A 13646-nucleotide genomic window follows, 5' to 3' on the forward strand; every position below is an offset into this window, starting at 1 on the left:
GTGCCATAAAATACTCCATATATTGATGTTTATAACATCATTTGAGGAGCAGAATATCACTTATAGGAGTTGTTCAAATTTACGGATCCATCTCTCAAGTTACCGATGAATTTCAAAAACAATTGAAAGTCAGCTAAACCCTGTCAAACAAACCAATAACAAAGGGGGATGCTTAGCATCCCCTTTTCCATCTGATCTACTACAAATAAGTCTCCTCGGCTCAAAGATATGCCGTTGAGCAACATGGAATAACTATGAACCAAGACCAATACTGCAATATGCTCTTTGAATCCTTCTATGATGCAATGGCAACATGCGACGAACACGCAATGAATATTAAGGGGGATCAGCTATTTAACTTTCTTGTGATGGAGATGCTTCAGAACTCATCAGGAAGACCTTTAACATTTTCAGAAAGAACAGGAACGACCGAACTTCATACTTTCTTAGATGCTTACCAACGGCGTTTAGAAGTCAATGCTGACGTTGCGGAAACTATTGAAGCTGAAATTTACAGCAACATCTCTAGTTATAGTTTTGAAAAACACATGGACTTTAAAAATCCTGAGCTTCAGGAAAACGGTTATTCAATTCATTTTAAGCCAATCCAAATCAAAGCCGTTATCGATTGGCTTGATCTTTCTTTTGAAGTAGATCCAAGCCGTTGTAGTTTCGCACATAAGCCTAATGCCCGAAGCTATATTAAAAGCTTTCTAACTATGAAAACAGGGAAAAAGCATTATGTGAAACATGATGAGAGTGATATCAATCAAGATGGCTTAATCTTTACCATCCGTCTTCACGACATCAAAAGTAAAGCCGACTTGCTGATGATTGCTGATCTACTTGAGAAACAATACGGTGCAGAAATTTTCAGAATGAAGATCCGCAATATTGAGCTTTCGCTAGATTTCTATAATGCGAACAATAGAGGCTTACTATCTGCTTTGCATAAATCTCTTCGATACCAAGCAACGGCAAATAACTTTCGCATTTACAAATATGTAAAAGTAGATACTAGAAATAAGTTTAATCCTGTTCCTCATTCGCCATTGATGCTTCTTAAACGGTTTAATCATGACTGGTGTCTAGGTGTAAATCCCAAAGGTTCACCACTATGTTATCGGCTGTATGTGAAGACGACTGATAGCAATAGACAGCCTTTACCAACAGAAGACCATCGGCTAAGGGTTGAAGTGACTCTAGATCAAGTGATTCTCAAAAATACCGATTGCTCAATCAAAAATCTGCAAAACATCATCAAACAAGGATTCAAATTTTTGACGTTTACAGAGCTTGATAAGGCAGCCCCTAATGCTTTTAAGGAAATCTATGATGAAATCATCAAGCCTTATGGTAAAGAGCAAAAAGCAAGAAATGTGAACCGAAATAAACGGAATTTACAAGATGGAATTAAGACATATGCTGAGTTGAATAGCATCGTTTCTAAAGCAATTTTCAATTTATGCCGAAAGTTTTAACTTCGTAAAAATCACCTCAACATTGCAACCAAAAAAACCTATTTAAGTATTTATTTTTTATAAAATTAAATAGGTTTTGTTGCGAATATCCATCTAATACCTATAGATCTATATATTGATATTAAAAGAATTAGAAAATACTCAATCTTCATGCTTAGAGCTTTAGTTGAATTTATTTCACTTTTCACACAAATTAAAATATTTGAACAACGACTTTAAAACTAATTACAGAGATTAAAATGGCAGGTATCTTCACCTTATTCATACTTCTGGGATGTTTACTATTTATTATTGGCTTTAAAAAGCCAAAGCTATCAAAGCTCAAAAAATACGGAATCGCCTTATTCATTATCGGCTTTACCCCTTTCATTATTAGAGAAATCATAGCTCCTCATAATGACAGTAAGCCCGCTACACAAATTACTCATTCGACAAACACTGATTCAATTCCTGAAAATCCAACGACTAAGAATCAATTGAAAGAAGTTAATAATGTAGCAGTAGAAGTATCCCCTGTGGCGGCAGAGGTACAAATACCTAAAGAAAAGGCTTTTGATTGGGATGCTTTTGATGCTAGTCCAGAGCGAGCAGAATTAGGTAGAAATGTTCAAATGATGCAAAACAATAATTTAAAAGGTGCTCATTTTTTACCTGTCAATTACGGTAAGGGCAATCTAGAACAATTCATGAGAGAGAATAATCTTAAGTTTACTATGGCTTCTCTAGACTGCTTCTCTAGTGAGACTCACTGTAGCTTAACTATTGCTATAACACGCTCTAAATATCCATCTAAAGCTAATGGTGATTTCTGCGGTCCAATGGCAAGATGGACAGCACCTTATAAAGATCTAAACGCTTGGGAAACTGACTTAAGAAGTCCGCTTGATCAGTTACTTTTCCAAGGTGATGCTGAAGGCGTTTTAAGAAAAATTGACTACGAGTATGAGCGCCGTTGCTCTTAATCTGAAAACTTTGTCTAGCGAGTAATACTCGCTAGATAGATTAAAAAGAGCGAAGTCTTAGAGCTTGCTAGAAACCTTATACAGGTACCTTTTGTAAATTTAGTGAAAGATTAGAAAATACTTATACTTGTAAATTTTGTACTAGACTTAACACAAGCTTCACCTAATTTTGTATAAATAAGCACTTTACTTATTATTGAATGGTATGACTTTCAGTTAATACTTTGCCTGTCATCTGTTCATAATAACTATCATCACCAAAATCTAATACGGTCAAAGGCAACTCTAAATTCTCTATAATTCTTTTGATCTCTTTATCACGAGTGGCAATAAATTTAGCACCGTTAGCTAATGCAATACCGATGATCTGAATATCAATTTTTACCTTTTGATTAGGTCTTTGAGAAGGAGTATTGTTTTTCAACAGAGCACGATACTCCTTGTATACTCTAGCCGCAATCAATGCTGATTTTGTATCAAAATCTAACTTTTTAAATTTAGAATTAGGCTTAACTAAATCAAATGTACGCTCATCATTTTGATCTCCTGCAATGAATTCCGCTACAACAGGCATAGGCAAAGCTATAGACTCACCTAGTAAACTACTTAGTGCCCTTAAGAGGTTATTATATTCATTACTATCCTGATCATTTTCTAAAAAAGTAATCAATGCATTGGTATCTAAGATGATCAATCTTGTCGCTCCTTCAACCATTCAGCTATAGGATCATCGTGCTTATTCCAGTTTGATGCACCTTTAGATCTAAAATTCTTAATCCAATCATCTAAGTCTACATTTTCAATAATGTGAAATTTATTAATTGTATATTTTTTAAGAGTCGGTTGATAAGAATTTGCTCCTAATAAATAAGTTGCATCACCTTCAAATCTCAGACGTGTATCTGTGTCAAAATATGGGTGTAACTCTTTTAATAGTTGTTTAGAGCACTCAGCAGGAATCTCATCCCCATTATGTACAACTATGGAAATGTGGTCAGACTTATCCTTACCTTTTTGTAAGCGAGATAAACTGCCGTCTAAAGTCTCTTTTTGCTTAAAAGTTTCTTCTTTTTCATATTCAGGAACAGTACATAAAACTTTTGTTGGCCTATAAATCTCATTTTCTAATAATGTTCCATACGATATTTCAGCATTAGAAAAATGATATTTTTTTAGTTCCTTTTGAATACGTAACATCTGTTTTCTATTATGCACAGTATCTTTAGTTACATTCGATATAGCAATGTCTCGGCATTCTAAAGGGACGGTTACTGCTATAGTAGTAGAGCCCTCTTTAATCGTCTTAAAACTAGCATTATCTACACCCACTATTTGACCTAAAGCTGATAGCAAGTTAGCAATACTCGATATTTTTAGGTCATGCAAATGACCGTCATGGATTTTTAGAACAAAATCAAGATCTCCGTACTGCTGTTCCTCAGCAGTCGGATCAAAAAGATCAAGACTTTGTTGGGACGAAATATTTCCCTTTTTATCCACTTTTGACATCTTTTAATCTTTTATTAGAAATAGCAGAGGCTATCTACATTATGTGCAATTACTTGATCAAAGAAAAGCTTTTTTAATTTGTCGGTACATATGACGGTATATTTACTTACATGAGGTTTCATGTTTAACTATTTCATATATTTAGATGATAAACCTGACGGACTCTCTCACCGCCAGAATTTAAAACCCGAATCACATGATTCGGGTTTTTTTATATTTAATTTTATCCATCATCCCATCAGCAAAAAAAATCATCTGCTTAGATCTTAAAATATTATTATCCATCGTCTTATGCAAATCATTGAGTTGATATCAATCCTCTTTCATAAAAATCTTTTGCAACACAACACTTACGCTCAATTCTATTTTTAAAAATCTTCATTTTTCATCAGCCAAAAAACTGATGAATTGTGCAGTTTTTGTACGCCATTCATTTCAGGTTTTTATTTATGTGTTCAAACAAAAAAACTGGCACAGAAATAGCTTAATTTTATTGTCATCAAAGCTATGTTATGTTGCTTATAAATCAACTAAAAGGAGAATAAAAACCACAGGATAGAAAGAAATAACCAAGTGAACCGGGCCATTCAAATTTGAAGTTAAAAAATAGATACACTGCTATTCGGAGAGCGAACATGAATAACAGCGCAAACTATGCCAAACAGATTAAAAATGCAAAACGTGGCGGTTATACCCCAACCATTGCCAAGGACATCAATAAACATAAAATTCAAAAAGCCTTGAGACTCATCGAACAGTGGAGAAGCCTCGCTCAAGAACTCAAACCTCAAATGCAGTTTGATATGGCCTTTACTTTAGAGGAATGTGCACAAGAATTAGATCGCATCCTGAAAAACAGATAAACCTTATAACCAACTCATATCCATAGCAAATCCTATGCTTTCACCCTCGCCCATATCTGCACATATGGGCCATTTCTTTGCACATAATCAAAAACAGAACTTTTCATCCATTCGGTCAAAATAAACAAATCCTGCCGAAACAGTTTAAACGGTTATTTTTTGGCTTGCGTGACCCAAAAAAATCTGTAAAATGCACTCCACCATGCCGGCATAGCTCAGTTGGTAGAGCAACTGACTTGTAATCAGTAGGTCCACAGTTCGAATCCGTGTGCCGGCACCATATCTTAGCCTCGCTTTTAGTGAGGCTTTGATGTTTCTGGGTTTTGGTATTTTCAGCTGAGTCTTCTTGCACTTTCTAGTGCTTCGATTGTGCCGTCACTTGCACATATCTCACAATCCCTTCCTGATATAATTTTCGGCATAGTTTCGCTGTCATCTGAATTTTAAAATGATCCAGTTTTGAACCTTGAGCCTGATCATCTGATGCTTTTGAATTCAAAGTTTTTTGCACATAATCCGCAAAGCCTGAAAATACCGGCTCGGACAGATCCTGAATCTGGATATTTTTAAATTCAAAACGATCCAGACAGGCATACAGTGCCCCCACTGTCATTAAATCTTTTAAATTCACATCAGCAGATTTCAATAAAAACTGATATTTACGCCGTTGTAAGGCATTTAAATTTTCCCAGCGCTCGGACAAAACCAGATGATGAAAACCAATCCGCGCATTTGAATTTAAAACACTACGGATCTGCTCCAAGAATAAAGGCACAGGACTGTGATAAGCCGCATCCAGACACAGCACCACATCAAAACGCTGGGAAAATGGCAATTCTTTTAAACGCAAAAATGACGCCTGATAAATGGCATTCAGTTCTGGCAAATGTTGCTGAATATTAGCCACACAGGCAGCCTGCAGCTCAACCCCCGCCAGATATTGCACCTGATAGTGTTGTTGCCAGTACAGCAAACTTGCACCCTGACCGCAGCCTAAATCCAGCAGTTTATCTTTTGAATTTAAATTTACAGTTTGTGCAAGGTGATCGGTGAGCATACGACAGGCAGCCGTATAATCCTGCTGACCTGCTTGCCAATACCCTAAATTGCTCCAGGGCAATTGCGCATGATCGCCCAACACAGCGGCATCAATTGCATACTTGTGCTGGGGAAGACGCTGACGCAGTGCCTGAAGCCATTGCATGGATTAATAACCCAGTTGCGGTGCAACCTCGACCACAGGTTTTAAACCCTCAAATGGTAAAGGTGCACCAAAAATTTCCGCAATTTTCATCGCTGAGGTCACTGCCGATTCCAGAATTGGCAAACCGTCACATGACCATGAACCGCAGAAGAAGACTTTACGATTGGCATCCAGATGACGTTGCTGCAATTCCTTATTCAGTGCTACGGTATTGGCATCGACCACTGCACGCGTTAGCATCACCGATTTGATCACTTTTTTCGGATCAATCTCGGTTACCGGACGCCAGGTCTGAAATACGGCCGACTTGCCGACCAGAGAAGGTTCAATCGAGTTAAGCCACACGGTAAATTGCTGACGAGTAAATTTACGGTCCATCATATAGCTGAGTACGGCCCAGTCTTTACGTTTTGGCGGCATTACGCTGGCATCGGTATGAATCACCAGTTCGCCTTGTTCGAATTTGAATTTCTTCAATAATTCAATTTCACTGGCGAATTGTACCGGATCCAGGAACTCCTCAATTTTGGTGGTCGGTGTCGCGACAATCACCCGGTCAAACAGTTTTGAATAACCGGCCGCATTTTCAACTTTGACCTGATCGCCCTGCTCTTGTACCAGTGTAATTGCTGAACCGTCTTCAATTTGAATGCCTTCAATCAGCTTATCGACCAACGCTGGTGTACCGCCTTGCAGACGCAGTAACGCATCGCCATCGGTTAATTGACGCAGAAAAATTAACAACGGTTTAGCTGGCCATTCACCAATGGTTTTCGGATTGCAGGTACAGATGGTATATAGCACCGGCATCACCGCACCGTGCCAGAACACTTCTTCAATCTCGTTACGATTGATAAATTCTGCCAGGCTGATGTCCTGATTTTTCGATTTAAAGAATTTGGTCAATGCAACTTTTAACTGCAACAGGCCTTTGACCAGACGCCAGCCATATTGTTGCAGGCCTTTCCGGTTATTGATGATCGGGATATTGCCAATTCGGCTGCGCGATGTGGTCAGCCAGGTTTCAGTTTTATCTTCAAATAACCAGCTGCAGGCCATATAGGTCCGCACCGGATAAGTTTTAATGCCCAGATGTGTGGCTAGACTCAGGGTGTTTTTCCACAGATAGGGGTTCATCACACGTAAAGGTGCGTCAATCAGGCCCCCTTCAAATTCAAGGCTATGACTGTCCATGCCGCGACCTGGAAGTGCTTCAAAAATCGTGATGTGATGCCCTGCGTCCTGGAGAATTCTGGCTGTAGCCAGTCCGGCCATGCCACTACCAATTACTGCGATATCCAAACTGATCATCCGTCATTGAAAAACTACAGAAATTATGTACCATGCGCCAATCAAACAGGTTATTAAAATCTTCCAGAATATATGTTTTTCGTAAAGGCCTTTTTGTTCAATTTCACCTGCTTTTTATTCATTTTTCTGACTTAGTTAAAATTCCATCAAATCTAAGATTTTATTCATATTTTTATCTAAAAACTTGAAAATTCGCTTTAAAAACAAATAATTTAATTAACCATTTTTATAATCCTTGGTTGACAAATACTTTTTAAATACCTATGATTCGCAGCATAAGAAAACCATAAATTCATCCGGTTCCATTCAGATGCGTTTATGCGAAAATTGTTTAAAACGACAAGAAACTACAGCGCCTTATAAAATAAAAGCCTCTGCGAAAGCAGAGGCTTCTTTGTTTTCAGGCCTAGTCAATCATTCAGCATGGTATTGCGCTTACTTGATTGCCTCGCATAAGCCGCTTAAAAAGCATAGAGTGCAATTCCTCAATTCTCATTTTGTTCTCAAATAGAAATCAAATGGCATGATGTTTTTGTCTAGAATTCATAAATCTCTAAACTAAAAAAATAAAAAATCCAGCAACTTGTGCTGGATTTTTTGCTTCAAAGAACTAGGTTTGAATTAGATTTTACCCACCAGGTCGATTGACGGCGCTAGTGTTGCTTCACCTTCTTTCCATTTTGCCGGACAAACTTCACCTGGGTGCGCATGTACATATTGTGCAGCTTTCACTTTACGAAGAAGCTCTTGTGCATCACGGCCAATACCACCCGCGTTGATTTCAATGATCTGGATTTTACCTTCTGGATCAATCACGAAAGTACCACGATCTGCCAGACCTTCAGCTTCAATCAATACTTCGAAGTTTTTAGACAAAGTCCAGGTTGGATCACCAATCAATGGATACTGGATTTTACCAATCACGTCAGAGGTATCATGCCAAGCTTTATGGGTGAAATGAGTATCGGTAGACACGCCATAGATTTCTACACCCATTTTCTGGAATTCAGCATACTGATCAGCAAGATCGCCTAATTCAGTTGGACAAACAAAGGTGAAATCTGCAGGATAGAAAAACACCACTGACCATTTTCCTTTCAGGTCTTGCTCAGAAACTTCGATGAACTGACCATTGTGGTAAGCAGTTGCATTGAATGATTTGATTTCAGTATTGATTAAACTCATGAGATATTTCCTCTGGCTTATTTCTGGGATTGCTTATCTTGTGAAGCTAGAATACGAAAAATTTCAAAATAGGTAAAACCGCAAGTTTTTATAAAAATGATCGCTTTTTTAGATCATTAATTTCTATCAGTATTGTTAATCTCATTTATTTTCTCGATGCAGAGTTGTGCTGATCAAAAGCAAGATAATGCTTTAACACTTATGATTCTTCTAATAAGTCGGGCTTTATGCAAACTCAATACCAATCTTCAAGACATAAAAAACCCACCGCATTCAGGTGGGTTTTAATGATGATTTACCGTTCTAGATCAAAATGGAAGGTCATCATCTAGATCTGCTGCAGGTGCTGCTGTTGGAGCAGGTGCAGATTTTGGCGCAAAACCACTCGGGTTATTGTTGCCATAACCGCCGCCCTGGTTGTTGTTAAAACCGCCTTGCTGTGGTGCTGAACCATAACCTGATTGCGGGTTATTGCCATAACCGCCCTGGTTGTTGTTCGCCTGATTATTGTTATTAAAGCGTGGCTGGTTAAAGCTGCTCTCGCCCTGATCATTTTGAGGACGGCTAGAGTCTAGCATCTGCATTTGTTCACCACGAATTTCCGTCGTATAGCGTTCCTGACCATTCTGGTCAGTCCACTGACGGGTACGTAATGAACCTTCAATATATACTTTTGAACCTTTACGAAGATATTGCTGCGCAATTTCACCTAAACGGTTATGCAACACGATACGGTGCCATTCCGTTTGTTCTTTACGTTCACCGGTACTTTTATCTGTCCACGAATCGCTGGTTGCGATCGAGAATTGAGTGAGAGAGCCACCATTTGCAAAAGTTTTGGTTTCCGGATCTTTACCCAAAGTACCCACTAAAATAACTTTATTTACACCACGCATTTGCCGTTTACTTCCTATATATTTCTGTATTTTACTTTATAAGAGTTATGCTTAAATGGCTACCTCTTTACCTAACAAGTGCGTTAATTGTTGTCGCGAAGCATCATCAATCTGCTTTTTATCGACTTTTACATAGGCAACTTGCTGTTCAGACATCACCACGACCTCTTCAATACCACGAATCGCCAAAAGCTGAGAAGTCCATTCGTCAGTTTGTCTGCTTTCCGGCAAACGCAACACCAGTGATGACAGATAGCGTGGCTGAGCCAGGCCAAAACTCATCAGCAGCCAGATTATCGCGATCCCTGTCAGGATACTCCAGCCCATCGAGGTATTGTTCAGCAGTAATAATTGTCCGCCAATCATACCGCCAAAGAAAGCACCTAAAAACTGGCTGCTGGCATTTACGCCCATCGCGGTGGCTTTGGACTGGATCGGTGCCGCTTTCGACAACCAAGACGGCAACAGAGCCTCCATGACATTAAAGGCAATGAAGAACAGCCCTAGGCCAATCAGCAAGACATATTTTGATTCAAAACCAAATGCCATCACTATCAAACCCAGAATAATGCCAGTAATGGCCACCAGAAAAATCGCGCGCATTTTGTGGTATTTTTCTGCCAGGATAATACTTGGAAAAGCAAAAAACAGGCTCAGCACCAACAGCGGCAAATATACCCAGCCATGACTGGACAGTGGCAGATCAGCAAATTCGATCAGCTGCGAAGGTACATAGATAAACATCGCGGTGAGCAATAAATGCAGGGTAAAAACCGACACATGCAGACGATTCAGATCTCCGATTTTGATTACCTGTTTCAACTGTGCCAGATAGCCTTGCTGAAAGTTTTTATGATGCCGCGTGACTTTAGGCACCATCAACAGCATGGCAATCGCCGCCAGGCCCATCACCGTAGTCACCCAGAATAATCCCGAGATGCCAACCAGACCCGTCAGCCAAGGCCCCAGACTAAAGGCCACCACAAAAGACAGGCCGATACTCATGCCCATTATCGCCATGGCTTTCATGCGGTTTTCTTCACGGGTGACATCTGCCAGCAACGCCATCACCACAGCAGATACTGCACCACCACCGGCGATCGCTCGGCCGATAATCACGCCATAAATGGTGTCCGACATGGCCGCAATTGCACCGCCCAGCGCAAATAGTAGCAGCCCTAAAACCACCAGTGGCTTACGGCTGTAACGGTCGGCAATCAGGCTGAATGGAATCTGCAATAAAGCCTGGGTCAGACCATAGACCCCGACCGCCAAACCGATCAGTGCAGGTGTTGCATATTGATATGCCTGCCCTGCCACAGAAAACACCGGGATAATCATAAACAACCCCAGCATGCGCAGTGCAAAAATACTGCTCAGGGCAAAGGTTGAACGACGTTCTAAAGCATTCATCATAAATTATGGCGATTGGGTTAATTAATCTGGAGCCCAGATTATAGGACATTCAGCTCATTAATAAGACATGAATTTTATTTGAAATAAAGATGATGCCAATCTAAAAACAAAAAAGCGCAGCCGGAGCTACGCTTTTTATTCAGGAACAGCGCTTTATTTGTCTAAAGCCGCCTGACGCTTTTTGTATTGAATCGAGGCAAATACTGCCCAGACAATAAAGGCTACACCGATCAGACCGGTTACCACTTCTGGCACATGCAGACCGGTTCCGCTGGCAATCATAATGAAAGCCAGTGCACCGATGGCATAATGCGCACCATGTTCCAGATAGATATAGGCATCCAATGTGCCCTGCTCAACCAGATAAATCGTCATTGAACGGACAAAGATCGCACCAATTGCCAGACCCAGCATGATGATGACCACGTCTGAGGTAATCGCAAAGGCACCGATCACGCCATCAAAACTGAAAGAGGCATCCAGGACTTCTAGATAGAGGAAACCACCAATACCGGCTTTCACCACACCCGTCGGTACGCCATTTTCATCATGACGAATGGCATTGCCTTCTTCATCGACTTCCGGTTCACCACCGAGCATATGGCTCAGGACCTGCACCCCGATATAAATCACGATGCCCCAGATCCCCGCCATAGTCACTGCCAGACGCTTAGCTTCATCGACATTGGCTGCCATGATTAACAAGGCTACCAGTGCGATAAACACCGACATTGCCGGCACATTGGCCAGATTAGACAGACGGCGTTCCACCCGTCTGAACCAGTGCGTGTCTTTTTCTTCATCCAGGAAGAAGTTCAGGAACACCATCAACAGGAAAGCACCACCAAAAGCAGCAATCTCAGGATGATGTGCCATTAAACGTGCTGAATATTCTTTCGGATCATTCAGGGCCAGACGTACCACTTCCATAAAGCCCAGGTCTGCAGTCACTGCAACAATGACCACCGGGAAGATCAAACGCATCCCGAAAACTGCAATCAGAATACCGACTGTCAGGAACAGCATTTTCCAGAAATGATCCCAACCCCGTAGGACTGAGGCATTGACAACCGCGTTATCAAAGGACAACGACACTTCCATAATCGCCAGAATAGCGGTAATGGTCAGCGCTGTGAGCATGGTTTGCAGGCCTGCGTCAGGACCATGGGTATAACCCCAATACGCAGACAAACCAAGACACACGATCGAAAATGCAATCGAGAAACCAAAATGTTTCAACATACACAACGACCTTGGATAAATTAAATAAATGTATGGCTGCGAGAGAGCAGCTATACGAATAGGAAAAGTTAAGCTAATTATGAAACTTTTAGCGCATAAACCAAAGCACTTCCTGAGCTGTTTTATCTTATTTTCTGTTTTTAAAATTTGCCGATCTTTTAAACAGCCCGATCTTTGCTATAGTGCCGCATGGTTTAACTTGAACTGCAAAGGATTTTCAGCATGAGTTTTTCACAAGAGGTATGGCAACGTAATCTCGGACTTTATCAGAAGACCCTGGCCCTGCCCTTTAATCAGCAACTGGCGCAAGGTACTTTAAGCCGTGAAGCCTTTAGTCATTATGTGATTCAGGATGCGCATTATTTACTGGCCTATGGCCGTGCACTGGCCGTGTGTGCCGCCAAAGCTTTTGAAGCGGACGATGTAATCCAGTTTGCCGAGGCAGCCAAAATTGCGATTGTGGTGGAACGTAGCCTGCATGATGGCTTTATGCAAGATTTTGGCATTAGCAAAGAGCAATTTGAGCAGACACCGTTGACGCTGGCATGTCATCACTATACTTCTTATCTGACTTCGACCGCCTGGTCAGAAAGCTACCCGGTGGTGCTAGCCTCGTTGCTGCCTTGTTTCTGGATTTATGCCGAAGTTGGTAAAGATATTGTCGACAACTCTGCGCCGAATAATCCGTATCAGGCTTGGGTGGATACCTATTCAGGAGAAGAATTCCACACTGCGGTGCGGAATGTGATTGCGACCGTTGACCGTGTTGCGGCGCGTGTTGATGCCGATACACTAGAAAAAATGCATGCAGCTTATACGCATGCGGCCCGTCTGGAATGGTTATTCTGGGATAGTGCCTTTGAGCAACGCCAGTGGCCTGGTCTGGATGAATAAGACGAATAGAAAAAGCCCTGTTTAAGACAGGGCTTTTCGGTTATAGCCGTTTAAAAAAATTTCTACTGTCATGAATTGATCATAAAAACGGCTTAGTCTGAAAAAAACAAGGATAGAACGGGCCGGTACGCTAGACCTAGCTATAAGCCCAAAATTGCCGCACAATAATTGAGAATAATTATCAATTAATAAAATCAATCCCGGAAAGAGGCAGATGATATGAATACTTTAGGCACCGAAGCGATTCGGGCATTTTTTACCCTGCAATGTTGCTGGTTCAACAATGAAGAAATCTATCTGGAACAAGGCTGCCTAGATTGTGGTTCGGCAGCCACTTATCTGATTTACCATACCAACACGCATATCCAAAAACATCTACTGAAATTTATTGAAAAGTATCGCTGTCATCAGGCACGCCGTAACGATTTGCTCGACCTGGATTTTTTCCAAAAAGACTATGAGGACTTTCTTCACATTCTGGAAAATGAAGTGAATTTTTATGCACGTCTGCATCATGATGTGCCACGTGACCGCTGCTTTGAAGAGATTGAATCTATCTTTGAACGCCGCTATGCAGCGGCTTGTTAGGTATTTAGCTTGTACCTGATGATTTTGAATATTTAGACAATCGACTGCTGTGTTTCTTAATGTTGTGATGAATTGACCAATCACCGACATAACTT

The 13646-nt window shown here is 40.7% G+C and carries 13 protein-coding genes and 1 tRNA gene; 6 read left to right on the forward strand and 8 right to left on the reverse strand.

All coding sequences use genetic code 11. The features are described from left to right. Positions 1–254 precede the first annotated feature (254 nt). Complete coding sequence (locus tag F890_RS15735; RefSeq protein WP_005267631.1) at positions 255–1481, forward strand: hypothetical protein; 1227 nt, start codon at positions 255–257, stop codon at positions 1479–1481. A gap of 239 nt (positions 1482–1720) precedes the next feature. Continuing rightward, positions 1721–2443 carry a hypothetical protein gene (locus F890_RS15740; protein WP_005267632.1) on the forward strand — a complete coding sequence of 241 codons (723 nt, stop codon included), beginning with the start codon at positions 1721–1723 and terminating at the stop codon, positions 2441–2443. A 193-nt stretch (positions 2444–2636) separates the two neighbouring features. On the opposite strand, the gene F890_RS15745 is transcribed toward F890_RS15740, so the two are convergent. Both F890_RS15745 and F890_RS15750 read right to left on the reverse strand, forming a co-directional pair. Then, entirely contained in the window at positions 2637–3137 is a 501-nt protein-coding gene (locus tag F890_RS15745) for a type II toxin-antitoxin system VapC family toxin (protein WP_005267633.1), read from the reverse strand. Beyond that, positions 3134–3952 carry a hypothetical protein gene (locus F890_RS15750; protein ID WP_005267634.1) on the reverse strand — a complete coding sequence of 273 codons (819 nt, stop codon included), beginning with the start codon at positions 3950–3952 and terminating at the stop codon, positions 3134–3136. Before F890_RS15750 ends, F890_RS15745 begins: the two co-directional genes overlap by 4 nt. A 635-nt stretch (positions 3953–4587) precedes the next feature. Between F890_RS15750 and F890_RS15755 the strand changes: the two genes are divergently transcribed. Both F890_RS15755 and F890_RS15760 read left to right on the forward strand, forming a co-directional pair. Next, complete coding sequence (locus F890_RS15755) at positions 4588–4815, forward strand: hypothetical protein (RefSeq protein WP_004647282.1); 228 nt, start codon at positions 4588–4590, stop codon at positions 4813–4815. A gap of 204 nt (positions 4816–5019) precedes the next feature. Next, positions 5020–5095 (forward strand) — tRNA-Thr (locus tag F890_RS15760). A gap of 75 nt (positions 5096–5170) precedes the next feature. Here F890_RS15760 and F890_RS15765 read toward each other — a convergent pair. The 6 genes from F890_RS15765 to F890_RS15790 form a co-directional block, all read right to left on the reverse strand. Next, on the reverse strand, positions 5171–6019 hold the full coding sequence (locus F890_RS15765) for an SAM-dependent methyltransferase (protein WP_005105381.1): 849 nt from the start codon (positions 6017–6019) through the stop codon (positions 5171–5173). 3 nt (positions 6020–6022) lie between these two features. Beyond that, the gene (locus tag F890_RS15770) at positions 6023–7330 is read right to left on the reverse strand and encodes an FAD-dependent oxidoreductase (protein ID WP_005105380.1); all 1308 of its coding nucleotides are present in this window, start codon (positions 7328–7330) and stop codon (positions 6023–6025) included. A gap of 621 nt (positions 7331–7951) precedes the next feature. After that, positions 7952–8515, reverse strand: coding sequence for an alkyl hydroperoxide reductase subunit C (gene ahpC / locus F890_RS15775; RefSeq protein ID WP_005105379.1), 564 nt, complete (start codon positions 8513–8515; stop codon positions 7952–7954). Between the two features lie 308 nt (positions 8516–8823). Continuing rightward, a complete protein-coding gene (gene ssb, locus F890_RS15780) occupies positions 8824–9411 on the reverse strand; it encodes a single-stranded DNA-binding protein (protein ID WP_004281391.1) in 588 nt (195 codons plus the stop codon). A 51-nt stretch (positions 9412–9462) separates the two neighbouring features. Continuing rightward, positions 9463–10827: an MFS transporter gene (locus F890_RS15785; RefSeq protein ID WP_017398000.1), complete on the reverse strand. Its 1365-nt coding sequence runs from the start codon at positions 10825–10827 to the stop codon at positions 9463–9465. A gap of 153 nt (positions 10828–10980) precedes the next feature. Next, on the reverse strand, positions 10981–12069 hold the full coding sequence (locus F890_RS15790; protein ID WP_004647275.1) for a DUF475 domain-containing protein: 1089 nt from the start codon (positions 12067–12069) through the stop codon (positions 10981–10983). Between the two features lie 222 nt (positions 12070–12291). On the opposite strand from F890_RS15790, the gene tenA reads away from it, so the two are divergent. Further along, positions 12292–12963: a thiaminase II gene (gene tenA / locus F890_RS15795; protein ID WP_004729210.1), complete on the forward strand. Its 672-nt coding sequence runs from the start codon at positions 12292–12294 to the stop codon at positions 12961–12963. Positions 12964–13182: 219 nt separating this feature from the next. Next, complete coding sequence (locus tag F890_RS15800; RefSeq protein WP_005105375.1) at positions 13183–13551, forward strand: hypothetical protein; 369 nt, start codon at positions 13183–13185, stop codon at positions 13549–13551. Positions 13552–13646 lie beyond the last annotated feature (95 nt).

Source organism: Acinetobacter sp. CIP 64.7 (assembly GCF_000369745.1).
Taxonomy (GTDB): domain Bacteria; phylum Pseudomonadota; class Gammaproteobacteria; order Pseudomonadales; family Moraxellaceae; genus Acinetobacter; species Acinetobacter fasciculus.